We start from the raw sequence: 22,978 nt of genomic DNA, 5'->3' as shown, positions 1-22,978 counted from the left end.
GTTAGGCCTTCAGCGCCAGGGCGAACGGAAGCACACCCGAGGCTCCTGCAGCACGGAGTGCCCTGCCCGCCTCGGTGATGGTCCACCGGCTGTCGGCGAAGTCGTCCACGAGCAGGACGGGTCCGGGGTTCGCTGCGAACCAGGCGGCACCCTCCGGCGGAACGGCGAAGTGGTCCCAGACGGAGGCGAGGCGGAACGCACTGTTACCTCCGGGCTGGCCCTGCGGGAAGCCGTTCGGCGTGGTCAACTGCCCCAGATAGGGGATCCGCCCCACCCCGGCGAGCGCCTGCGCCAAAGATCCGACGAGTTGTGGACGCCGCCGTGACGGCACGCTGACCACGGCGACGGGCCGCTCGTCCCAGCCCCATTGCGCCAGGACCCGCACCACGGCCTCGACGATCGCCGGATCCAGCGGTGCGTCGGGCGTCGCGTCCGCCATCAGCTCCCGGAGCCGGTTGCCCCAGCCGAGATCCGTCAGACGGGCCAGGGCCCGGCCGGACAGGCTGACCTCGCCCGGCTTGAGCTTCCCCTTGAGGGGCACACCCAGCTTGTCCATGCCGCTGGGCCACTGGCCGCGCGGCTCCAGCTCCACGCCCACCCTGCTGAGCGCCTGGCTCGCGGAGTCGGACGCCTCGTGCGCCACCTCGTCGGAGTACCAGGGGCCCGCGCAGTTGTCGCAGCGACCGCAGGGCGTCGCGGCGGGATCGTCGAGGGACCTCGCCAGGAATTCCATCCTGCAGCCCGGGGTGTTCTCGTAATCCAGCATCGCCCGCTGTTCCACGACGCGGGCCTCGCTGATGCGGCGGTACCGCTCGGCGTCATAGGTCCAGGGTTCGCCGGTGCTCTCCCACCCGCCGGTGACCTTGCGGACCGCGCCGTCCACGTCGAGCACCTTGAGGAGGAGTTCGAGGGGCGAGCGCTTCAGGTTGACGCGCGTCTCGAGCGCCGGCGTGGACAGGACGACACCGGGTTCCAGTGCGTCGAGGACCCGCAGCGCGGCATCCTGGGAGGGCATCGACGCGGTGGCGAAGTACTCCCAGATGTCGCGGTCCTCCGCGCCGGGCAGCAGAAGGACATCGGCGTTCGGCGTCCCGCGGCCGGCGCGTCCCACCTGCTGGTAATAGGCGACAGGTGAGGACGGGGCGCCGAGGTGCACCACGAAGCCGAGGTCGGGCTTGTCGAAGCCCATGCCGAGGGCGCTCGTAGCCACGAGTGCCTTCACCTCGTTGTTCTTAAGGGCCGACTCCGCGGCCTCGCGGTCCGCCGGGTCGGTGCGGCCCGTATAGGCACGGACGGCATGCCCGTTCTCGCGCAGCAGGCGCGCGGTGTCCTCCGCGGCCGAGACCGTCAGGGCGTAGATGATGCCGCTGCCCGGCAGGTCGGACAGGTGCGTCAGCAGCCAGGCGAGGCGCGACCGCGGGCTCGGCAGGCGGAGCACCCCGAGCCGCAGCGATTTGCGCGCTAGCTCGCCGCGCAGCGTGAAGACATCCGTGCCGCCTGCGCCGAGCTGCTCCTCGACGTCCTTCACCACGCGGGAGTTAGCCGTCGCCGTGGTCGCCAGCACGGGAACGCCCTGCGGGAGCCCCAGGATCAGTTCGCGCAGGCGCCGGTAATCCGGCCGGAAGTCGTGCCCCCAGTCGGAGATGCAGTGCGCCTCGTCGATGACGAGCAGGCCGGTGCGCCGCATGAGTTCGGGCAGGTACAGCTCCCGGAAGGCCGGGTTGTTGAGGCGCTCGGGTGAGACGAGGAGGACATCCACCTCATTGGCCTGCAGTTTGGCGGTGATGTCCTGCCACTCGGTCTGGTTGGCCGAGTTGATCGCTTCCGCACGGACGCCTGCCCGTGCCGCGGCGGCGACCTGGTCCCGCATGAGCGCCAGCAGCGGCGAGACGATCAGTGTGGGACCCGCACCCCGAGCGCGCAGCAGCAGGCTCGCCACGAAGTACACGGCGGACTTGCCCCACCCCGTCCGCTGGACGACGAGCGCACGCCGCCCGCCCTCGACGAGGGCCTCGATGGCCTCGAACTGCCCCTCGTGGAACTGCGCGTCCGGTGACCCGACGAGGGTATGCAGGAGGGCGGTTGCTTGCTCGTTGAGTGTGGTGGTCGGCGACATTTCCCCAGTATCCCAGCAGCCTCCCCCACTTCCTGCGGCCGGGTCGCCCCTGTGGACGGCCCGCGCCACGACACCACCCGATACACTTCGGAACGTGAATACAACCTTCGATCTTTCTGCATCCTTCAAGGCGTACGACGTCCGCGGCATCGTCGGCGAGACCATCACGGTGGACTCGGTCCGCGCGGTCGGAGCAGCCTTCGTGGACTCGCTGGAACTCGCAGGGGAAACCATCCTCGTCGGCGGTGACATGCGCCCGTCGTCCCCCGAATTCTCGAAGGCATTCTCGGACGGCGCGACCCTGCGCGGTGCGAACGTCGTCCTCCTCGACCTCATCTCCACGGACGAGCTGTACTACGCCAGCGGTACCCTGAACGCGGCTGGCGTGACGTTCACCGCCAGCCACAACCCCGCCCAGTACAACGGCATGAAGATGACGCGCCCCGGAGCGGTCCCCGTCTCGTCCGAGACCGGCCTCAAGGACGTCCAGGAACGGGCCGAACGCTACCTCGCACAGGGCACCATCCCCGGCGTCGAGGTCCGGGGCGAGACCAGCGTGCGGGACATCCTCGAGGAATATTCGCGGTTCCTCCGCACCCAGGTGGACCTCTCCTCGTCCCGGCCGCTCAAGATCGTGGTCGACGCCGGCAACGGCATGGCGGGCCTGACCACTCCCGCCGTCCTCGGTGACCGTCTCCTGCCGGCCCTGCCGTTCGAGATCGTCCCCCTCTACTTCGAGCTCGACGGCTCGTTCCCCAACCATCCGGCCAATCCGCTGGAGCCCGAGAACCTGCGCGACCTGCAGGCCGCCGTCGTCGAGCACGGCGCGGACATCGGGATCGCGTTCGACGGTGACGCGGACCGCTGCTTCATCATCGACGAGAAGGGCGAGCCGGTCTCGCCGAGTGCCATCACCGCGATGGTCGCGCGCCGGGAGATCGCACGTGCCCAGGCTGCCGGCGAGTCCGAGCCCGTGATCATCCACAACCTCATCACCTCCCGGGCCGTCCCCGAACTGATCCGGCACGACGGCGGGCGCCCTGTCCGCACCCGCGTGGGCCACTCCTTCATCAAGGCCGTCATGGCCAAGGAGGGCGCGGTGTTCGGCGGTGAGCACTCGGCCCACTACTACTTCCGTGACTTCTGGAACGCCGACACCGGCATGCTGGCCGCCATGCACGTCCTGGCCGCCCTCGGTGAGCAGGACGGCCCGCTCTCGGAGCTCGGGCGCGAGTACGAGCCCTACTTCTCCTCCGGTGAGGTCAACTCGAAGGTGGCGGACCTCCAGGGCTCCATCGCCCGGGCCCGTGCCGAGTTCGAGCAGGACGGCGTGGTGGTCGACGACCTCGACGGCCTCACCTTCACGCCCGATCACGGCAACTGGTGGTTCAACCTCCGCCCCTCGAACACCGAGCCCTACCTCCGCCTCAACGCCGAGGCCGTGGACCCGAAGACGCTCGAGGAGCTCGTCCAGCGCGTCCTCGCCGTGATCCGCGCGTAGCCGTCCCGGGACGACCGGGCGCGCAGAACGGCGAAAGGCCCCTTCCGTGTGGAAGGGGCCTTTCGCATCTCCGGGAGCCGGATCCCTGTCGGGACCAGCGCACGGGATCAACGCACCGGATCAGACGGCGTGGAAGCGTTCCTTGAGTTCCTCGAGCTGGCCCTTGAGCTCCTCGGGCAGGGAGTCGCCGAAGCGGCCGTACCACTCCTCGATGCCCGCCAGTTCCTGGGCCCATTCGACGGCGTCGACGTGGACGGCGGCCTCGACCTCCGCGGGGGTCATGTCCAGGCCGGTGAGATCCAGGGCATCCCCGGTGGGCACGTACCCGATGGGGGTCTCGACGGCGTCCGCGGTGCCCTCGAGACGTTCGATGACCCACTTCAGGACACGGGAGTTGTCGCCGAACCCGGGCCAGGCGAAGCCCCCGGAGGCGGTGCGGCGGAACCAGTTGACCAGGAAGATCTTGGGCAGGCGGGACTGGTCCGCCGCCGCGCTGAGGGTCAACCAGTGCCGCAGGTAGTCCCCGGCGTCGTACCCGATGAAGGGCAGCATCGCCATCGGGTCCCGGCGGACCCGGCCCACTTCCCCGGCGGCGGCGGCCGTGGTCTCCGAGGAGAGCGTGGAGCCCATGAAGATGCCGTTGGCCCAGTTGCGTGACTGCGTGACCAGGGGGATGGTCGTCTTGCGGCGGCCGCCGAAGAGGATCGCGGAGAGTTCGACGCCGTCGGGCCGGTTGAATTCCTCCGCCAGCATGTCGATCTGGTCGATCGGCGTGCAGAAGCGGGCGTTCGGGTGCGCGGCGGGGTGGTCCATGTCCGGCGTCCAGTCCCGTCCCTGCCAGTCGGTCAGGTGCGCCGGCACCTCCTCGGTCATGCCTTCCCACCACACGCCGCCGTCATCGGTGAGCGCGACGTTGGTGAACACGGAGTTGCCCTTGGCGATGGCGCGCATGGCGTTCGGGTTGGTGTGCCAGCCGGTTCCCGGTGCGACGCCGAAGAGTCCCGCCTCCGGGTTGACGGCACGCAGCTCGCCTTCCTTCCCGAAGCGCATCCAGGTGATGTCGTCCCCGAGGGTCTCGACCTTCCAGCCCTCGATGGTCGGGTCGAGCAGCGCGAGGTTGGTCTTGCCGCACGCGGAGGGGAACGCCGCGGACAGGTAGTAGGTCTTGTCCTGCGGGGAGGTGAGCTTGAGGATCAGCATGTGCTCGGCGAGCCAGCCCTCATCGCGTGCCATCACGGAGGCGATGCGCAGCGCGTAGCACTTCTTGCCGAGCAGGGCGTTGCCGCCGTAGCCGGAGCCGTAGGACCAGATGGACCGCTCCTCGGGGAAATGCACGATCCACTTGTCGTCGTTGCACGGCCAGGGCACATCCGCCTCGCCCTCGGCCAGCGGCGCCCCCAGGGAGTGCAGCGCCGGGACGAAATCGGCGCCGAGCTCGGTCATGCGGTCCAGGACCGCGGAGCCGATGGTCGCCATGATGCGCATGGACGTCACCACGTAGGCGCTGTCGGTGATCTCGACCCCGAACTTGGGGTCCTCGGCATCGAGGTGGCCCATCACGAAGGGGATGACATACATGGTGCGCCCGCGCATGGCACCGGAGAACAGGCCCGTGAGCTTGGCCTTCATCTCTGCCGGGTCCATCCAGTTGTTGGTGAAGCCCGCTTCCCTCTCGTCCTTGGAGCAGATGAACGTCTGCTCCTCGACCCGGGCCACGTCCTTGGGGTCCGAGAACGCGGCGAAGGAGTTGGGGAACGTCTCGGGGTTCAGCCGCACGAAGGTCCCGGCCTTCACGAGTCCGTCCGTGAGGCGCGTGTTCTCCTCCTCCGACCCATCGATCCACACGACGTCGGCAGGCTGTGTCAGCTGCTGCACGTCCCGCACCCAGGCGAGGAGTGCCGCATGGGTCGTCGGCGCGGGACCGGAAGCCTCCGGCAGCGCGGCGTCATGGGGGCTCGTGGGTGGTGTGTCGACCTCGTCAAGCTGGCGCACAGGATCGCCCATTACTCTTCCCTTCGTTGGGTGCTCGGTGTGTATCGATGCTAGGGGTGGCACATTTCAGGCAAGGGCCCGCATTTCGAAACATTCGGAAGGGCATTCCCACGAACCGCGGGAGCACAGGGAAGTCGAGCGCTTACGTGACAGCTCCTTGTGACAAAGGTCACGTAGACCGGTCTAGTCAAAGTGGGAGTAACAGTGCCGATTAGGCGTCCCCGCCGATGTCCGCTAGAGTTGTCTACGGCCAAACGGCCCGCTTGTAGGACGGATTCGCACCGCGGATCGACGGACTACGGATGCGTGCGTAGCTCAACGGATAGAGCATCTGACTACGGATCAGAAGGTTGGGGGTTCGAATCCCTTCGCGCGCACCACGGTTCATCCGAACCATCGAGAGAGGCCCCGGCTCCGGCCGGGGCCTTTTTCGTCGGTTGCTCCCCCGCCTGTCCGATGGGAAGCTCTGCCTATGAGTGAACCCCGCACCATCGATGTCATCGTAATCGGCGCCGGCGCTGTCGGCGAGAACGTAGCAGGACGGGTGGTCCAGAAAGGCCTCTCCGCAGTGCTCGTGGAGTCCGACCTCGTCGGCGGTGAGTGCTCCTACTGGGCCTGCATGCCGTCCAAGGCGCTCCTCCGTCCCGGCACCATCCTCAATGCGGCCCGCAGCGTCGCCGGCGCACGGGAGGCAGTGACCGGCACGCTCGATGCCCAGCAGGTGCTCGAGCGCCGCACGTCGTTCACCTCCGACTGGGACGACGCCTCCCAGGAGGAATGGGTGGCCTCCGCAGGCATCGAGCTGCAGCGGGGCTGGGCGACGCTCTCCGGGGAGCGCGAGGTGACCATCTCCCACGACGACGGCTCGACCTCCGTGTTCAGGGCCACCCAGGCGGTCGTCCTCGCCACCGGCTCGACGCCGATCATCCCGCCCATCGACGGGCTTCCGGACCTCGACTACTGGACCACCCGGGAGGCCACCTCCGCGAAGGAGGTGCCCGCGAGCCTCGCGGTGCTCGGCGGCGGGGTGGCCGGCATCGAACTCGCGCAGGCCTACGCCCGGCTCGGCGCCGAGGTCACGGTCATCGCACGCAGCGGCATCCTCGGCAGCTACCCGAAGGAGGCCTCGGACCTCGTCCTCGACGCGCTCCGCGGCGAGGGCGTGACCATCCTGACGGACACGGCCACGAACGCGGTCCGCAAGGAGGGCGGCAGATTCGTGCTCGAGGTCGAGGGCAGGACCGTCACGGCGGAGAAGCTGCTCGTCTCGACCGGCCGCCACCCGCACACGTCGAACATCGGCCTCGAGGCCCTGGGCCTAGACCCGAAGAAGCTGAGCCGCGACGACACGGGGCGTGTCCCCGGCGCCGGCGGCTGGCTGTACGCCGTCGGCGATGTGGGTGGGATCGTCCAGCTGACGCACCAGGGCAAGTACGAGGCGCGCATGACCGGTGACGCCATTGCGGCCCGCGCTCAGGGCATCCTCGGGGACTCCGCCCCGGAATGGAGCCCCTACGCGGCGACGGCGGACCGGGGCGCCGTCCCCCAGGTGGTCTTCACGGACCCCGAGATCGCCATGGTGGGCCGCACCCTGGAGCAGGCGCGGAAGGACGGCGTCAATGCGTCGGAGACCTCCCTCGAGATCGCGGTCGCCGGCTCGTCCCTCCACTCCAACGGGTACAAGGGGTGGGCGCAGATGGTCGTCGACGAGGACAGGAAGGTACTCGTGGGCGTCACCTTCGCGGGACCCGAGGTGTCCGAGATGCTGCACGCCGCCACGATCGCCATCGTCGGAGAGGTTCCCCTCGACCGTCTGTGGCATGCGGTGCCCGCCTACCCCACCGTCAGCGAGATCTGGCTGCGGCTGCTGGAGAAGTACGGGCAGTAGCCTGGATCATCGGTGGGGAACAGCCAGGAAGATCATAGGGCGGCGTCGAGGGTGACGAAGCCGTAGCCTGCCGCCCGGAGCTGGGAGATCACCTGTGGGAGGGCCGCGGCGTCGAGCGTCGAGCCGTCGTCGGGGTTCGCGCCGACGTGCATCAGGACGATCTCCCCGGGCTGCGCGGAAGCCATGACGCGCTGGACGATGAAGTTCGGGCCGCGCGTTCCGTTCATGGTGCCCTGCCAGCCCAGGGTGTCGACGGTCCACCGGATCGCCGCGTAACCGGCGGCGTTGACGTCACGGATCGTGCGGGCATCGCGGGCGCCGAGAGGGAAGCGGAAGAACGGGAGCGAGTCGCCTCCAGCGGCCTTGATGGCCCTCTGCGCGCCGTTGATCTCGTTCGCGATCTGGGCGTCGGTCAGGGTCGTGAAGTCCGGGTGGGTCATGGAGTGATTGCCGATCCGATGCCCCGCGTTGTAGATCAGGGCCAAATCGGAGGGGAACTGGTTGACCCAGTTCCCGGTGGGGAAGAATGTGCCTGGAACGCCGTTGGCTGCGAGGGTTGCGAGGATCGATCGGAGGGCGGCGTCACTGGCGCCGGCGTCGAACGTGAGCGCGACAACCTTCCGCGTGGTCGGAATGCGCTCGAGGTCTACGCCCAGGAGGGTCGACGGAACGCTGGTGTAGATGACTTCGGTCCTGCTGCTGGCAGCGTGCCAGAGGATCGAACCGTGCTGGAAGTCGCTGCGGCGCCCGCCCGTGATGCCGTACTCGCCGCTGGTCGGGTAGCCGAGCCGGCCGCGCTCCCAACCGAGAGCCACCCACCGGGCTCGGATGCCTCCGTACACCTCGTGGGCTCCCGTGGCGGGCGACCAGTAGATCGACGAGCCGGCGTTGACGCCGCTGAAGTGGTTGTACCGGCCGACCCCGTCGGGAGTGGCGGTCTCGTCCGTGCGCGGGAAGCCCAGGACGCCGGCCGGTCCGCCCAACGCGAGATAGCGTCCGCGGATCCCTCCGTGCACCTCGTGCGCTCCGGTGCCGGGGCTCCAGTAGACCGACCCTCGGGCGAACTCGTTGTACCGACCAGCGGCGCCCGGAGTGGCGGTCTCGTCCGTGAGCGGGAAGCCCAGGAAGCCGGCCGGTCCGCCCAGCGCGAGATAGCGTCCGCGGATCCCTCCGTGCACCTCGTGCGCTCCGGTGCCGGGGCTCCAGTAGATCGTGCCGGCGGTGTAGTCCTGGGCGCGACCCCCAGCGATGTCGTACACGCTGCCGATTGGCGTGCCGAGGAACGATGCGCTGCCGCCGAGCTGCGCATAGTGCTGGACGATCGCGTCATCGCCGGCCTGCTCGACCACCATCACCGCCGGAACGCTCCGCTGCGCAGCCACCGCTGGTGCGGCGGCCGCCGGTGGCCCCAGAGTCGTGCCCCCGAGGCCACCACCGAGGGCGAGGGCGAGGGCCAATGCCATTCCGAGGACCGCGGGGCGAGACCGGCTCATTGTGACCCCTTCGTACTGAACAAGACATGCAGGTTTTGGTCAGGACGCTATGCCCCAGGGGCGTGCCCGGGTAGGGCCATAAGTCCCGAACCGCAACCCGACCACCCGCGCCACCGTCCGCGGTGCTGCGTCAGCGGAGGGTCGACGCCCGGCGCACCACGAAGTCGGTGACGTCAGCGTCACGCCCGTCGAGTGCGGCCCAGTCGCCGTCGTACGTCAGAACGGTGAGGCCCGCGGTCGGGTAGTCCGTGGCGAGGTCCATCACGGCCGGCTCACTCGACCGCACGGAGGCGAGGCGCATCGCGAGCTCCTGCACACCGGGATTATGGGCGATGACGAGCAGGCTGGTCACGGTCGGCGGCACGTGATTGATGAGCGTGAGCATCTCCGTCGGCCGCGCCGCGTACAGGTCGTCCTCAAGCTTGGGCGTGGGCGCCTTGTCCCCGAGCTCCTTGCAGACCCAGGTGCAGGTCTGGCGGGCGCGCAGCGCCGTGGACACGAGGATGAAGTCGGGGACGGCGTCGTGCTCGAGCATCCAGCGGCCGATCAGCGGTGCGTCGGCATGGCCCCTCGAGCTGAGCGAGCGCTCGTGGTCCGGCACACCCTCCTGGAACTCGGCCTTCGCATGGCGCAGCAGCAGGAGCTTCTTCAGATGGGCGGCCATGCTTCAGAGCCTAAGCCAGGGCGAACTAGATGGAGTACTCGGGTGCCGCCCAGACGACCACTTCGGGGTGGTCGTAGAACCGGTAGCCCTGGCCGCGCACGGTCCGCACGGTGTTGGCCAGGCGTCCGAGCTTCGAGCGCAGCCGCCGGATGTGGACGTCGATCGTGCGCTCGTTCGGCACCTCGTCGGCGTTGCGCCACAGCCCGCTGAGCAGTTCCTCGCGACCCACGGTCCGCGCCGCGTTCTCGACGAGGTAGTTCAGCAGTTCGAACTCCTTGAAGGTCAGGTTCAGCGTCTCGCCGTCGAGGTGGACCTCGCGGCGCGAGAGATCGATGAGGACGCCGGTGGGCCGGGCAGGCTGGGCCTGCGACGGGGCGGGAACCACTTCCGGTCGCGGGCGGCGGGTGACCGTGGGGTCACCCAGCGCCGCACGGACGACGTCGATGTCGGACCCGCGGGCGTCGGCCGGCGCGAGGGCAACCGCGGCGTGGCTCTCCGCCGTCGGCACGAGGGACCGCACGTAGTTGCGGACGTCCTGGGCCAGCTTGGAGAACGTGGTGCCTGCAGCAGCCGCCGTGGCCTCGTCGAGCGCGACGTAGAGCACGAAACCGCGCGCCGTCGTATCGCCGGTGACAGCCTGCGGCCCCGGCACTCCGTTGGGTGCGACGACGGGAACCGGTTCACTCATCGGCCGTGCCGCGTCCCCGCCCGGCAGTGCCTGGAGGCGGGAATGCTGGTGGGGAACCTGGGGGGCGTGCGCCGTGTAGGAGGGCGCGAACTGCTGGCGTGCCTGCCGGTTCTGGGGGGAGCGGAGGGAGATATGGACGTAGCCCGGATTTACTGACATGGAAGCAACCTCGTGAAGTGTGCCGTCATCGCGGCTCGAATGCGGGATGTGCCCGGTCGGGATGAAGAGAAGTGCCCGCCGTTGGGCTGAAAGTGCGTAAGAAAGGTCTGGATGTAACCGTTACGCGTGCATTCGACAACAGCGGAAGTTCGCTGCGGACGGGACGTCCGAGGAAACTGCGGCTGCAGATGCGAGTGAGTTGGTGTTCACGTGTCGAATTATTGCATGTAACAATCCGCTACGCGCAAGTAACATTGCCCGAACGTCCACCATGTGGACCGGTTCGGCCGTGGACGGACGGGCGACAGCGGACCGCTCTGCAGCGCTTCGTCGACGAAGTGTCCAGCACTGCTGGGTTTCTGACACCTCCCGTCCAGACATCTCCGGGCAGCGGAGCGTACTTTACAGCCTGGAACAGCGTCACCAGACACTGCAGCAGGACGGGAGAACGCAGAGGGCACCCCTGCGGTCGGACGTCTCTCCGCTGCGCGCTATCGCGAGACGCGCGCCTCGCGCTTCCGGCCGGCCCGGGCTGCGAGGAACAGTAGCGACCCGACCACCACGTATGCAAGTGCGCCGAGCCAGACGACGCCGGTCTGCTGGGTCAGCAGCGCGATGCTGGCGATGATCGCGAGGATCGGTACGATCCTGGGCACCGAGAAGTGGGCGTGCTCGACCTTGTCCTTCTTGAGGACGAGCAGGCTCACGTTGGCCGACAGGAAGACCAGGAGCAGCAGGAGCACGGTGGTCTCGGCCAGCGTGGCCAGCTCTCCGGTCAGGGTCAGCACGATGGTCAGCGCGGCGACGACGAGGATCGAGACGAACGGCGTGCGACGATTCGGCAGCACGCGGGCGAACGCCCGCGGGAGGAGGTCGGCCTCTGCCAGGCCGTAGCCGACACGGCTTGCCATGACCATGAACAGGAGGGCGCCGTTGGCGATGGCGACCAGCGCGATGAGGCCGAACAGCCAGGTCGGGACGCCGATGCCGCTGGCCTTCACCACGTCGAGCAGCGGTCCGGTGGACACCGCGAGGTCTGCCGGGGGCAGGACGATGACCGCGCCGAGGGCGATGAGGAGATAGACGACCGCAGCGGTGCCGATGGCACCGAACAGGGCGCGGGGGTACGCCCTCGACGGGTTGCGTACTTCCTCGGCCATGTTGGCGGCCGACTCGAATCCCAGGAAGGAGAAGAAGGCGATGACGGATGCCGCGAACGCTCCCTGGAGCGGAGGCACGTCCGGGGCGAATTCGAGAAGTCGGGCCGGCTGTCCGTTGCCGCTGCCGAGGACGACGGCGGCGAGCACGATGACGAGCACGAGGCCGCTCACCTCGATGACGGACGCGACGAGGTTCGCGGTCAGCGATTCCCGTACGCCGCGCAGATTGATCAGGGTCAGCAGGACGATGAAGACCACGGCCGCCGGAGCCGACGGCACATCGATGAGCGCGGCCAGGTAGTCGCCGGCGAAGGCATTCGCCAGGGCCGCCGCCGTGGTGATGCCCGATGCCATCATCAGGAACCCGACGAGAAACGACACGTACGGGATGCCGAAGGCCCGGTCGGCGTACCGTGCCGCACCGCCGGCGTGCGGATACTTCGTGATGAGTTCCGCGTAGGTACCGGCGGTGAGGAGCGCCACGACCAGCGCGATGAGCAGCGGCAGCCAGATCACGCCCCCGACGTCGGCGGACATGGTACCGACGAGCGTGTAGATGCCGGCCCCCAACGTGTCGCCGACGATGAACGCGTACAGGAGCGGTGTGCCGATCGCCCGCTTCAGTCCGCCCTCGGTACTCGGCTCGGCCGTGCTGATGTCCTTTGTCATCGCCCTATTCGAATCCGTCACCTCGGGTTGCACAACCCTCTGGCACTTTTTCGATAGTTGTTGCGCGGGTCCTGCCGATGACGATCCGGCCTGCTACCGGAAGGCTTCCGGCCCGGACGGTGAGGGATCCGCCTAGCCGACGACCCCGTACAGCCGGTCTCCCGCATCGCCGAGGCCGGGCACGATGTACGACTTCTCGTTGAGTTTCTCGTCGATCGAGGCGAGGACGATCGTGACGTTGCGGCCGTCCAGCTCCTCCTGCAGGGTCGCGAGACCCTCGGGCGCGGCGAGGAGGCAGATGCAGGTGATGTCCGCGGCGCCACGGGCGAACAGGAACTTGATGGCCTCGCGGAGGGTGCCGCCGGTGGCGAGCATCGGGTCGAGCACGAACACCTGGCGTCCCGTCAGGTTGTCGGGCAGCCGTTCGGCATAGGTGATGGCCTCGAGGGTCTCCTCGTTGCGGGCCATGCCGAGGAACCCGACCTCCGCGGTCGGAACCAGGCGCGTCATGCCCTCGAGCATGCCGAGGCCGGCACGGAGGATGGGGACCACGAGAGGGGTCGGCTTCACGAGGCCTGTCCCCTGCGTGGTGGTCACGGGGGTCTCGATGGACACGGTCTCGACGCGGACGTCGCGCGTGGCCTCGTAGGCCAGCAGGGTGACGAGCTCCTCCGTGAGGAGACGGAACACCGGTGACGACGTGTTCTTGTCCCGGAGAACCGTGAGTTTGTGGGCTACCAGGGGGTGGTCGACTACCAGTACGCGCATGGGTCAAAAGTACCATTGAGCCCATGGCCCCCTTCCGTCCTCCCGTCGATCCCAAGCATCGGGCATGGATGGGGCTGGCCCTGGACGCGGCTGCGAGGACCCGCTCGAGCGCGGACGTGCCGATCGGCGCCGTCGTGGTCGGCCCAGGCGGCCGCGTGCTCGGCACGGGCTGGAACCAGCGCGAGGAACTCGGCGACCCGACGGCGCACGCGGAGGTGCAGGCCATCCGCGCGGCGGCGTCGCAGGTCGGCTCCTGGCGGCTCGAGGACTGCACGCTGGTGGTGACCCTCGAGCCGTGTGCCATGTGCGCTGGGGCGTCCGTCCTGGCCCGCATCCCCCGCGTGGTGTTCGGTGCCTGGGACGAGAAGGCGGGGGCGTCGGGCTCGGTCTTCGACGTACTCCGCGAGCGCCGGCTGAACCACTGGACCGAGGTCTTCGCGGGCGTGCGTGAGGACGAGTGTGCGCTGCTGCTCAAGGACTTCTTCGCGGCGCAGCGGTCCGGTTCCGGCTCCCGGTGATACTGCGTAGGCTGATCGGATCCGCAGCATCCCCTTCGAAGGAGTGAACGTGGCAGACCAGCAGGACGGTTTGAAGGAAGTACAGGGCATTCTCGGCAAGGCCGACATCGCGATCCTCACCACCATCAATCTCGACGGGCAGCTCGTGAGCCGGCCGCTCGCACTGCACGGCAAGGACTTCAACGGAGACCTCTGGTTCTTCACCGAGGACCCCTCCCCCAAGGCCGACGAGATCCGTGCCAATCCCCAGATCAACGTCTCCGTGAGCACGGGCAAGGGCTACGTCTCCATCTCGGGAACGGCCACCCTGACCAGGGACCAGGCGAAGATCGACGAGCTGTGGGGTCCGTCGGTGTCCGCATGGTTCGAGAACGGCCGCGACGACCCCGCCGTCGCCCTCCTCCACGTCGACGCGCACACCGCCGAGTACTGGTCGATGGACGCCCCGCGGGTCGTCTCGGCCGTGAAGATGGTCAAGGGCCTCGTGACCGGCAGCAAGCCCGACTCCGGCAAGAACGACGTCATCGAGCTCCCCTAGCGCTCCCCTGCTGCGCCCTCGCCCCGGCCCCGTTTTGGGACTCGGGCGTCCCACCCGGTAAAGTAGCGGCGTTGGTGACGTGTCCGAGCGGCCGAAGGTGCAACACTCGAAATGTTGTTTGGTGTAAAAGCCAACGTGGGTTCAAATCCCACCGTCACCGCCAGTTGAGAGGCTCCAGCTTCCTTGCTACTACAGGGAAGCTGGAGCCTTTTTCTATGGCCGGACCGGGTTGCTGCCCACATACTGCTCACACTTGCCGCTCGGTTGCCCTGATTCAGGGCAACGCAACGGCGTCCAGGTCCTCGTCGGACGGGTCCGCGTGCACGTCCACACCAGTGCCGCCGAGCTACGTCCCAGCATGTTCTGAGCACCCTGACGTTCGCACGGCAGATACCGCGAAGCTCGCCGCCGAATGGCGCAGTTCATGAAGCGTGATCCTACTCAGGGAACGATGTCGACCGCGCCGCTGCGCACCGGGCACGGCAGTCACTTCGTCACGGCGCGTCCGCGGACAAATTCGACCACCGAACTGCCAGTTCCGTCGAAGCGTTGTGCTTCCGTATAGCCGAAGGATTCGAGGACCTCCTCGGTAGTGGGGTCCTTTCGCGCGTGGACGAGCCAGACGACATCGTTCGCGAGAATCCTGTTCTTCGATGTCTCCATATCGAACCGCTGATCGTAAATCCTCCCCCATTCTCCAGCATCAGTCCCCAAGGTCACATCAACCAAGCCGTCGAACGAATCCCTATAAGCGATGTAACCGAGCCCGCTATCCACCGTCAGAGCTAATGCCTCGCCGGCGCGCGCATTCTCCCCGATTGTTTCAGCGACGAAACGGAAGTCATCGTTCGGGCTCCGTCCGAACTCGGTTCGCTGACCTAGGTATGACGGCAGGACGAGGAGCGCGGCCGCGGCGACATAGCTCATCGGTATCCACCGTTGCATCTCGTGTCTCAGTTTCCAGGTGTCGAGGGAGATTCCCGCAGCCAGGAATGGCACGGCAGGCAAGATGAAAGACACGTAGCGCGGCAAGTAGTAGGGCGACCCCAGTACCAATGAACCGCCGATGACGGCAGCTAGGGGAACAGCAAGCAGGGGAAGTGCCAACTTGACGATGAAGTACGCGCGAAGCCGGATGGCCACAACGAGGACAACGCTCCATGAAAGGACGGCAAGACCAACCATTGTGAAGTTCTCGAGAGTCGTCGGCTGAGGTGCAACTTTTCCGTCGAGCATATAATAGGCGTCGCTGAAAAATTGCAGCAGCGCTATCTCCGAAAGAACTCCGCCATCGATAGGGCGTAGCCAGGCGATCTGGAATTGTTGACGAGAACCGAGTACCGCGAGGAACGCCGTGGGAACAAGCCAGGCGGCGCTGGACTTGAGTAGCCCGAGCCACCTCGCCCGGAGCCTGGCATCGAGGCAAGCGGTTACAACGTGGGCGACAAAAACCAGCACCGTATAGAAGGACAGCAGGGTAGCCAGCAACCCGCCAAGAACGTACCCAACCCAGAAGCGCCGCTCAGGAGCGTCACGCAAGCGAACCAGAAAGTAGGTCGCAGCAACGCTAGCCGCAACAGCCAAGGCATAGGAACGAGCGTCGGTCCCGATGTATTGCGTTCTGGGCAGCAGGACAAACAAAAGGGCGGCAGACAAGCCGTATATCGGAGTCCCGATCCGCCTCCCGATTGCTGTTATCAGACCAGCGGACAGAGCGATGGCAAGCAGGCTCGGAAAGCGCAGCGACAACTCCGACATCCCGAAAGTCGATGACCACCCGTACATGAGAATGTAATAGAAACCGTGGACCGCGTCGATGTTCCCCAACATGCGTAAAAGATCGGGAAATGAGCGGTCAATTGCACTGACAGTAGCTGCTTCATCCACCCAGAAGCTGGGAACCGACATTCCGATTCCTGTGTAGGTGAAGGCGACAACGAAGGCAAGGACAGCGAGTCGAGTTGTCCTTTTCACCGGTTAAGTAGATCACGCCTCACGGCGTGCAATCGTATACAGACGTCCACCAGGGACAGGTCCTCGTGTCACCCTCTCCACGCAGGGGAACTACCCGTGGTAGATGGTTCCAGAGTGCGTCCCAAATCCCACCGTCACCGCTCCGCAGTCACGAAAAACCCCGCACACTCCAGACGGAGTGTGCGGGGTTGCTCAGTGCCGCGGCCGGCCTCCCGACGCAGAGCCGGCATCCGCCGCAGCGAGGCGTCGTCGCACCTCCTCCGGGTCCACGTACTCCCCCACGGTCGCGAAGGAGCCCAGTGTCGCGAAGGACGTGACGATCGTGTGCGGATAGACGTGCACCAGGTTGAAGCCCTGCGCACCGTCCATCCCCCGGATGCCGCCCACCGGGACGTTGAGGTCCTGGGTGTAGCAGGTGGACGAGGCTACGGACACGGGGATGCCCGCGAACAGGGCCGAGGACGGGAAGTGGACGTGCCCGGCCAGGATCAGGCGGACGTCCCTACCCGCCACGATCTCGGCCAGCCGGTCCTGGCGCCGCAGTTCCGTCAGCACCGCGAGGTCCTGCACCATGGGGATCGGCGGATGGTGCAGGGCCAGGATGGTGCCGTCCGGCGCGGGCCGGGACAGCTCGGCCTCCAGCCAGGCGAGCTGTCCGTCGTCGAGCTCTCCGTAGTGGTGCCCGGGCACGGAGGTGTCGAGGGTGATCACCCGCAGGCCGCCGAGGCGGTAGCTGCGGTCCAGCGGCGCCTCCTCCGGCGGCTCCCCGAGCAGTGCCGCGCGCAGGGCCGGGCGCTTGTCATGGTTGCCCGGGAGCCAGATCACCGGCGCGCCCAGTTGCTCGGCGAAGGGCTCGACGACGCCCCGCAGTGCCACGTAGGCGTCCGGTTCCCCGGCGTTCGCGAGGTCGCCCGTGAAGATCAGGGCGTCCGGCCGGACCCCGGACTTCCCGATCTCGGCCAGGAGTTGGACGAGCCGTTCCCGGGCGTCCACCCCGCCGTAGAGCAGCCCATCGGCCACGAAGTGGGTGTCGCTGAAGTGGAGGAGGAGGTGGTCGGCGGGAGGATGCTCCCGGGAATGGGGTGCATCCGCCCGCCTGCTGGTGTTTGGCATGGGCGCTAGGCGGTTGCCTCGGCCGTGGCGCGCTCCGGCGTCGACCGCTCCTGATCGAAGATCAGCTTGTCCATCAGCTCCGCGATCCTGTTCCAGTCGTGGCGTCGGAGCAACCTGCGCAGCTCGGGCGACGGCAGCTCACCGGCGCGGCCCCGCAGGGCCTCGCAGGCGGCGGCGAAGCCCTCGGCGTCGTCCTGCAGGTCGACGACGCCCGGGAAGTCCGCGACGACGTCGGCCACGCGCGTGGAGACCACCGGCAACCGGGACGCCAGGTACTCGAGCGTCTTGGTGGGGCTGATGGACTTCGTGGCCTCATTGAGGGCGAAGGGCATCAGGGCGACGTCGAACTGCGCCATGTGGCCCGGCAGGTCCTCGTACGCCTGCTGGCCGAGGTAGGTGATGTTCGGTGCCTGCGGCAGGTCCGACTCCTCGATCTTGCAGATGGGACCGACCATGCGGATCTCCCAGTCGGGCAGGCGCTCCGCGAGGCCCGCGACCAGGTCGAGGTCGAGACGCTCGTCCAGCACGCCCACGTAGCCCGCCACGGGCTTGCTGCGGTCGGGGTCCGCTGCCCGCGCGGCGGCGGCGTAGTGGCCCACGGACACGCCGCTGGGGATGAGGTGGGCGTCCTCCCTGCCCTGCTTCACCACGGAGCGGTGAAGGGAGCGGCCGCCGGCGAAGACGACGTCGGCGGCGCGCAGCGCCTGGCGCTGCCGCACGAGGAGCTCGGGAGCCGCGTTCTTGAAGGCGGCAAGATCGTCCATGACGTCGAACACGAGCGTCGTCGGTTCGAGTGCGAGCGCCGCTTCGAGTGCCAGCGGAGTGTAGATCCAGACGACGCGGTCGCCCGAAGGGGGCCCGATGAGCTCGGGCAGCTGCGCGACGTAGTCGGGCATGACCTCGTCGAAGAAGCCGACGTGCCTGCCCTGCTCGGGGATCTCCAGCCAGACCCGTGTGAGGCCGTCCACCTCCGCGGTGCCCAGGCGGTTCTGCGGAACCTCGACGCCCTGCGGCGTGAGGGGTTCCTCCACGAACCAGGTCTTCCGTCCGGGCGCCTTGTTCAGGCGCGACACGAGCTGTTGAGGCCGCTGCCAGACCCAATCCCACCGCAGGTGCGACAAAACAATGAGTTCACTTTGCATCGACGATCCTCAATTCCATTCGGGTAGTTGTACGGGGAAGACTCGAACCGACATCGGTTCCGGGAGGCTGTTGCCAGTCCCAGTGGGCCATCTGGGATCGATAGCCCTGCAGCCAGGTGGCCACGGGTTCAGCGAGCAGGTAGGCGGGAAGGTCGCCCGAGCGGGCGCCCCCGGCGGCGAGCGCGTACGACGTCGACATGACTGACGCGCGCCGCTCGAGGTCCTCGTCGAGCCAGTACACGCCCACGGGATCCACGGAGCCCTCGCAGCGGAAGAGCAGCGAGTTCCAGTCGGTGGAGTCCACGACGGGGAACCAGCAGATGCCGTCCATGACCACGCCGCGCGCCTGGGCCTCCTCGCACTGCTCGAGCACGTACTTAAGCCAGGTGGCGCGGTCCGAGGTGTGCCCGCGGACGTTGGTCTCGGTGAGCATGCACGGCAGGGCGTACCGCTCCCAGTACTGCTGGATCTGGTCGGCCAACGGCAGCGGGGTGGGCGTGGGTGCCGTTCCACCCTCCTCCGAGAAGTTCCACTGGCAGTGCGCGTAGTAGTCGAGGCCCAGCACGTCGATGCTGCCGGTGGGCAGGGACAGCAGCCGTTCACCGCCGACGGGTGCGAGGTCCCGTCCGAGCTGGCTGTCGACGTCGTACCCCCTGCCCAGGAAGGCATCGATCACGAGGAAGCGGCGGTCGTTGGCCATGTCCGCATACCGCTGCCCCGACGCGTCGGAGCCCGTATGGAACTCGCACGTGTCCACCCAGACGTGGCGGGCGCCCGGCAGCAGCTCCCGGTACAGGCGGCTCGCCTCGGCGACGGCGGGCATCACGTTGACGATGAGGTCCACGAACCCCTGCAGCCCGGAGTGGTAGGGGGGCCAGATGGCCTCGTGCCCGGACAGGAACAGCGTGGAGAACGGCTCGTTGAAGAGCGTGTACTCCTCCACCCAGGGATAGCGGCGGGCGAAGGCCTCCGCGTACCGCAGGTAGGCGGGACCGAAGCGGCTGTCGGCGAAGCCGTCGGTGAGCCAGGCGGGGTAGCTCGTGTGGTGGACGAGGTCGACGATGGGCCGGAAGCCGTACTCCCGCAGGTGGCCCATCACCTCGTCCGTGGAGGACCAGTCGTAGCGACCCTCGGTCTCCTCGATGCGATGCCACCGGATGGGGTAGCGCAGCCTCGTGATGCCCGACCTCGCGAGCAGGTCCAGGTCCTCACGCCAGCGGACATCGTGTTCCGTGGTCTCGAAGATGTCGCGGTCGTGCGCGGGCATGAAGGTGCTCTCGAAGCCGCCGATGATCTCCAGCGGGGGCCCCTCCTCGTAGGCGGTCATGATGTTCCCTCCCGTCCGGGTCGCCGTGCGCCCAGTTCCTCGTAGACGACGTCGAGCAGCTCGGCCGCCCTGAGGTTGAGCCGGCGTGACTCGTCCAGGTCCGCGTCGAGGCGGACGAGGTCCGCGTCCAGCCTGACGACCTGCGCCCGCAACTGCTCCACCTCGTTCCGGAGCGCCAGGAAGGGCTTCGCGACACCGCTCCATCGTGCGAACCGCTTGCCGACCTTCCATACCGTGGTCTGCGTCATGTCATCTCCCTCCTCACGAGCACGCGCCGGCCTGTCGCCGCGCCTGCTCCGTCGTCCTGCTCCTCGGCACTCAGCGAGTACCTGCGCAGCTGGTCCTGGAACCTGGTCCAGTCGACGGGCCGGTACTCGGACCAGCTCGCCGATCCTTCCGTGTCCGCCACACCCACCTCGAGGAACGCTCGGCTGCCGGGCACCGCCAGGAGGTGCTTGATGAGCAGCAGCGTGGTGTCCCAGCCGAGCGGACTTAGCGCGTTGAACAGGTGGTTGGCGTGGACGTGGACCGTCCCGCCGAGCTCCGCGCACCGCTTCCGCAGGTGCAGCGCGGAGCGGGCCATGGTCAGGTTGGCGCGTTCGAACAGGACGGCGCCGTCGTGCCCGAGATTCTCCTGCGCCCAGACGAGCGCCGGCCGGCTGAAGTCGACGGCGAGGACGCGGTGCCCGCGGTCCGCCAGGTGACGGGCGTCCGCGCCGAGCCCGCAGCCGAGGTCCAGCACGGTCGACGACGGCGGCAGCTGCTCCGCGGTCGTGACGGCGAGGCGCGACGGCGTCGTGGCGGGACCGGCCTCGATCTCGGCGCGGTGGTGATCCTCCCAGTTCTCGCGGTCGACGTCGAAGTGGTTGAGCCACCAGTAGTACCGGCGGTGCGCGGCCGGCGGGGTGACGAACGTGAAGGTCGGATCGGGCACCTCCCAGGACGGTCCGTAGATCGCCGCGAGGAGCTGTGCGGGCTCCGCCGGACCGGGCAGCAGCCGCCCGTTCACGGGGAGCGGCGTGATCGGGTGGATCGTGACCCTGTCCGCGCGTTCGCGTGCGTGGAAGGTCCCGTAGAACCAGCCGTTGCACTCGAAGTAGGTGAAGATGTCCAGGTAGAAGCGGTCGGTCACCGTTCCACCCGGGAACATGAGCTGGAGGTGGCCGTTGGAATGCCGCACCACCTCGTACCCCTGGTCCACGAGTGCCCGCTCGATCCGGAAGCTCTCCAGCATCACGTCGGACGGATTGGTGTGCGCGCTGAGGTACGCGAGGTCGGCGTCGTCGTCGTGCGCCATGATGCGGCCGTTGCGGACGGGCCCGAGCAGCGTGCCTCCGGTGACGAACAGCTCGACGCCGACCGTCCGGCGCAGCACCTCGATGAGGTGCTCGGCCTCATCCAGGACGTGCTCGACGAGCGCGGCGTCGCGGCCCTCGAAGGACCGTGCGATCCGGCCCCACTTGTTGACCACCAGGGGGATGCCCGTGCCGGGTTCGCTCAGGTCGAAGTCGGAGGCGCCGTCCTCGAACACGACCGTCGACGCGGCGATCTCACGGCCCGCATGCTCGACCGCGAGCCGCGCGCTTCCCGTGAAGCGCTCGGAGAGGGCCGGAGGCCAGGGGACGCTGAGCACGCCGTCGTCGTCCGGCCGGGGTGCCCGGACCGTCCAGATCCGCCGTCCGCCGAGCAGCACGGACAGCGCGTCACCGGAGGGAATCCGCGCGCCGGTGATCACCAGCCGATCGGTGTCGGCTGTCAGGGCGGGGGCGGTCACCGGACACTTTCGAGCTGTGTCGGCAGCGGATCGACCTGCGGCAGGCGGACATCGAACACCTGCCCCGTGATGTCGGAGGCGAGGACCTGGGCGCTGACGCGCGCGACGTCGGCGGCCTGCACGAGGGTGTGTTCGTCCTCGTGGCCGAACGCCTTCTCGCGCATCGGCGTGGCCGTGCGGCTGGGACTGATGCAGTTGACGCGGATGGAGTCGCCGCTCCACTCGTCGGCCAGTGCCTGCGTCAAGTTGACCAGCGCGGCCTTCGTCGCCGAGTACACCGTGTACTTGGCGCGGCCGCGGGTATAGGAGCTGGAGGAGAAGAGCAGCAGCGATCCGGAGGACTCGGCGAGGTAGGAGTGGGCTTCCTGCGCGACGACGAAGGCGGCCATGAGATTGACGCCGACGTCGTGCTGGAGCTGCTCGTCGGAGAGGTCCACGAGGTCACCGATCGTCAGGACGCCTGCGGTGAGCACCACGTGGTCGATGCGTCCGTACTGCGCCGCGGCACCGGCGAGAGCACGCGAGACGGAGGCGCGGTCCTCCACGAAGGTGCCGCTGCCGGTCCTGCTGTGGGAGACCACGTGCGCGCCCTCGTCGCGGAGCTGCCGTCCGAGTTCGCCGCCGATGCCGGAGCTGCCGCCGAACACCACGACGACGGCGTCGCGCAGGGACGCGGCGGGAAACGGTACCGGATCGACGTGCTGGTGCTTGAGCTGGAACAGCTTGTCGGCCAGGTGGATGTCGATCGGGTGCGTGATCTTGATGTTCGCCTCGTGGCCCGGGACCACGAGGATCGGGACGTCCGGGCAGTACTTCAGGACGACGGAGCAGTCGTCCGTGGCGGCGAACTCCGCATCGGTGCGGGCGTGCCCGTAGGCCTCCATGAGGGTGTCCCACCGGAACGCCTGCGGGGTCTGCCCGCGGCGGAGGGAGGCGCGCGGCGGGACCGCGCGGATGATGTCGTTCTCGTCCACCTCGATGATGGTGTCCGCGGAGGGGATGCCGGTGTCCACGGCGTCGTAGGTGTCGAGTGCGTCGACGCAGGCGCGGATGATGCTCGGATCGACCAGCGGACGCACGGCGTCGTGGAAGACCACCTTGGCGCCGGGAGTCGCGATCTCCCGCAGGGCCAGATAGGAGGTCTCGTTGCGGTCGCGGCCGCCCGGCAGCAGGCCGGTGAGCTTCGGGAAGCGCTCACGGGTCACCAGTTTCTCGGCGCGGTCCATGGACCCGGGGTCCATCATGACGATGATCTCGTCGATGAACGGGCACTGCTGGAAGATGTCCACGGTGTGCTCGAGGCTGGTCCGGCCGGCGACGGGCACCAGCTGCTTGGGGATCTCCAGCCCCATGCGCGTGCCGACACCGCCTGCGAGGACCACGCCGACCGTTCGTCGTCGGGAGCGTGCCTCGTTGCCCGCTGTGTTTGCTGCGTCCATTCCGCCGGTGATGGTCGACATTGCCGCCCCCTTCGTCCCATTCGTGGTTCTCCCA

18 protein-coding genes and 2 tRNA genes are annotated in these 22,978 nt (G+C 68.0%); 6 read left to right on the top strand and 14 right to left on the bottom strand.

Going from position 1 to position 22,978, the window contains the following annotated elements:
• Position 1: 1 nt before the first annotated feature.
• Entirely contained in the window at positions 2–2,116 is a 2,115-nt protein-coding gene (locus ACX80J_RS08200) for a RecQ family ATP-dependent DNA helicase (RefSeq protein ID WP_459347416.1), read from the bottom strand.
• Between the two features lie 94 nt (positions 2,117–2,210).
• Between ACX80J_RS08200 and ACX80J_RS08195 the strand changes: the two genes are divergently transcribed.
• On the top strand, positions 2,211–3,617 hold the full coding sequence (locus ACX80J_RS08195) for a phosphomannomutase/phosphoglucomutase (protein ID WP_459347415.1): 1,407 nt from the start codon (positions 2,211–2,213) through the stop codon (positions 3,615–3,617).
• 120 nt (positions 3,618–3,737) lie between these two features.
• Here ACX80J_RS08195 and ACX80J_RS08190 read toward each other — a convergent pair whose 3' ends face one another.
• Complete coding sequence (locus ACX80J_RS08190) at positions 3,738–5,621, bottom strand: phosphoenolpyruvate carboxykinase (GTP) (protein WP_459347414.1); 1,884 nt, start codon at positions 5,619–5,621, stop codon at positions 3,738–3,740.
• Between the two features lie 292 nt (positions 5,622–5,913).
• Between ACX80J_RS08190 and ACX80J_RS08185 the strand changes: the two genes are divergently transcribed.
• Positions 5,914–5,989 (top strand) — tRNA-Arg (locus tag ACX80J_RS08185).
• Positions 5,990–6,081: 92 nt separating this feature from the next.
• Positions 6,082–7,497 carry a dihydrolipoyl dehydrogenase family protein gene (locus ACX80J_RS08180; protein WP_459347413.1) on the top strand — a complete coding sequence of 472 codons (1,416 nt, stop codon included), beginning with the start codon at positions 6,082–6,084 and terminating at the stop codon, positions 7,495–7,497.
• Positions 7,498–7,529: 32 nt separating this feature from the next.
• Here ACX80J_RS08180 and ACX80J_RS08175 read toward each other — a convergent pair whose 3' ends face one another.
• The 5 genes from ACX80J_RS08175 to upp all read right to left on the bottom strand — a co-directional run bounded on the left by ACX80J_RS08175 (position 7,530) and on the right by upp (position 13,098).
• Positions 7,530–8,990 (bottom strand): polysaccharide deacetylase family protein, encoded by a 1,461-nt coding sequence (locus tag ACX80J_RS08175; protein WP_459347412.1) that lies wholly within the window; start codon positions 8,988–8,990, stop codon positions 7,530–7,532.
• Between the two features lie 130 nt (positions 8,991–9,120).
• Positions 9,121–9,654, bottom strand: a complete 534-nt coding sequence (locus ACX80J_RS08170; protein ID WP_459347411.1) for a SixA phosphatase family protein — start codon at positions 9,652–9,654, stop codon at positions 9,121–9,123.
• Between the two features lie 25 nt (positions 9,655–9,679).
• Positions 9,680–10,501 (bottom strand): winged helix-turn-helix domain-containing protein, encoded by an 822-nt coding sequence (locus ACX80J_RS08165; protein WP_459347410.1) that lies wholly within the window; start codon positions 10,499–10,501, stop codon positions 9,680–9,682.
• 491 nt (positions 10,502–10,992) lie between these two features.
• Positions 10,993–12,330 (bottom strand): APC family permease, encoded by a 1,338-nt coding sequence (locus ACX80J_RS08160; RefSeq protein WP_459347409.1) that lies wholly within the window; start codon positions 12,328–12,330, stop codon positions 10,993–10,995.
• Between the two features lie 132 nt (positions 12,331–12,462).
• Positions 12,463–13,098, bottom strand: coding sequence for a uracil phosphoribosyltransferase (upp, locus tag ACX80J_RS08155; RefSeq protein WP_459347408.1), 636 nt, complete (start codon positions 13,096–13,098; stop codon positions 12,463–12,465).
• A gap of 23 nt (positions 13,099–13,121) precedes the next feature.
• On the opposite strand from upp, the gene tadA reads away from it, so the two are divergent.
• From tadA to ACX80J_RS08140, 3 genes are all read left to right on the top strand, one after another.
• Entirely contained in the window at positions 13,122–13,616 is a 495-nt protein-coding gene (gene tadA, locus ACX80J_RS08150; RefSeq protein WP_459347407.1) for a tRNA adenosine(34) deaminase TadA, read from the top strand.
• 49 nt (positions 13,617–13,665) lie between these two features.
• On the top strand, positions 13,666–14,154 hold the full coding sequence (locus ACX80J_RS08145) for a pyridoxamine 5'-phosphate oxidase family protein (RefSeq protein WP_459347406.1): 489 nt from the start codon (positions 13,666–13,668) through the stop codon (positions 14,152–14,154).
• 73 nt (positions 14,155–14,227) lie between these two features.
• Positions 14,228–14,317 (top strand) — tRNA-Ser (locus ACX80J_RS08140).
• A gap of 323 nt (positions 14,318–14,640) precedes the next feature.
• Here the strand turns inward: ACX80J_RS08140 and ACX80J_RS08135 are convergent.
• From ACX80J_RS08135 to ACX80J_RS08105, 7 genes are all read right to left on the bottom strand, one after another.
• Positions 14,641–16,062 (bottom strand): glycosyltransferase family 39 protein, encoded by a 1,422-nt coding sequence (locus tag ACX80J_RS08135; RefSeq protein ID WP_459347405.1) that lies wholly within the window; start codon positions 16,060–16,062, stop codon positions 14,641–14,643.
• Positions 16,063–16,320: 258 nt separating this feature from the next.
• Positions 16,321–17,241 carry a phosphodiesterase gene (locus ACX80J_RS08130; RefSeq protein WP_459347404.1) on the bottom strand — a complete coding sequence of 307 codons (921 nt, stop codon included), beginning with the start codon at positions 17,239–17,241 and terminating at the stop codon, positions 16,321–16,323.
• A gap of 5 nt (positions 17,242–17,246) precedes the next feature.
• Positions 17,247–18,383, bottom strand: coding sequence for a glycosyltransferase (locus tag ACX80J_RS08125; protein WP_459347403.1), 1,137 nt, complete (start codon positions 18,381–18,383; stop codon positions 17,247–17,249).
• Positions 18,373–19,710, bottom strand: a complete 1,338-nt coding sequence (locus ACX80J_RS08120) for a family 1 glycosylhydrolase (protein ID WP_459347402.1) — start codon at positions 19,708–19,710, stop codon at positions 18,373–18,375. Before ACX80J_RS08120 ends, ACX80J_RS08125 begins: the two co-directional genes overlap by 11 nt.
• Positions 19,707–19,958: a hypothetical protein gene (locus ACX80J_RS08115; protein ID WP_459347401.1), complete on the bottom strand. Its 252-nt coding sequence runs from the start codon at positions 19,956–19,958 to the stop codon at positions 19,707–19,709. Before ACX80J_RS08115 ends, ACX80J_RS08120 begins: the two co-directional genes overlap by 4 nt.
• A complete protein-coding gene (locus ACX80J_RS08110; protein WP_459347400.1) occupies positions 19,955–21,484 on the bottom strand; it encodes a class I SAM-dependent methyltransferase in 1,530 nt (509 codons plus the stop codon). The genes ACX80J_RS08115 and ACX80J_RS08110 overlap by 4 nt, the downstream gene beginning before the upstream one ends.
• On the bottom strand, positions 21,481–22,944 hold the full coding sequence (locus tag ACX80J_RS08105) for an SDR family NAD(P)-dependent oxidoreductase (protein WP_459347399.1): 1,464 nt from the start codon (positions 22,942–22,944) through the stop codon (positions 21,481–21,483). The genes ACX80J_RS08110 and ACX80J_RS08105 overlap by 4 nt, the downstream gene beginning before the upstream one ends.
• Positions 22,945–22,978: the final 34 nt, after the last annotated feature.

Source organism: Arthrobacter rhamnosi (assembly GCF_054510975.1).
Note: the sequence above shows the minus strand (reverse complement) of the source record. Positions and strands in the feature narration are given on the sequence as shown.

Bases quoted from the DNA above. Each gene is read 5' to 3' on its own strand.
- tadA (WP_459347407.1), top strand. From the start codon at position 13,122: ATGGCCCCCTTCCGTCCTCCCGTCGATCCCAAGCATCGGGCATGGATG.
- ACX80J_RS08175 (WP_459347412.1), bottom strand. From the start codon at position 8,990: ATGAGCCGGTCTCGCCCCGCGGTCCTCGGAATGGCATTGGCCCTCGCC.
- ACX80J_RS08160 (WP_459347409.1), bottom strand. From the start codon at position 12,330: ATGACAAAGGACATCAGCACGGCCGAGCCGAGTACCGAGGGCGGACTG.
- ACX80J_RS08120 (WP_459347402.1), bottom strand. From the start codon at position 19,710: ATGACCGCCTACGAGGAGGGGCCCCCGCTGGAGATCATCGGCGGCTTC.
- ACX80J_RS08130 (WP_459347404.1), bottom strand. From the start codon at position 17,241: ATGCCAAACACCAGCAGGCGGGCGGATGCACCCCATTCCCGGGAGCAT.
- ACX80J_RS08165 (WP_459347410.1), bottom strand. From the start codon at position 10,501: ATGTCAGTAAATCCGGGCTACGTCCATATCTCCCTCCGCTCCCCCCAG.
- ACX80J_RS08180 (WP_459347413.1), top strand. From the start codon at position 6,082: ATGAGTGAACCCCGCACCATCGATGTCATCGTAATCGGCGCCGGCGCT.
- ACX80J_RS08200 (WP_459347416.1), bottom strand. From the start codon at position 2,116: ATGTCGCCGACCACCACACTCAACGAGCAAGCAACCGCCCTCCTGCAT.
- upp (WP_459347408.1), bottom strand. From the start codon at position 13,098: ATGCGCGTACTGGTAGTCGACCACCCCCTGGTAGCCCACAAACTCACG.
- ACX80J_RS08105 (WP_459347399.1), bottom strand. From the start codon at position 22,944: ATGTCGACCATCACCGGCGGAATGGACGCAGCAAACACAGCGGGCAAC.
- ACX80J_RS08190 (WP_459347414.1), bottom strand. From the start codon at position 5,621: ATGGGCGATCCTGTGCGCCAGCTTGACGAGGTCGACACACCACCCACG.
- ACX80J_RS08135 (WP_459347405.1), bottom strand. From the start codon at position 16,062: ATGTCGGTTCCCAGCTTCTGGGTGGATGAAGCAGCTACTGTCAGTGCA.
- ACX80J_RS08170 (WP_459347411.1), bottom strand. From the start codon at position 9,654: ATGGCCGCCCATCTGAAGAAGCTCCTGCTGCTGCGCCATGCGAAGGCC.
- ACX80J_RS08125 (WP_459347403.1), bottom strand. From the start codon at position 18,383: ATGCAAAGTGAACTCATTGTTTTGTCGCACCTGCGGTGGGATTGGGTC.
- ACX80J_RS08115 (WP_459347401.1), bottom strand. From the start codon at position 19,958: ATGACGCAGACCACGGTATGGAAGGTCGGCAAGCGGTTCGCACGATGG.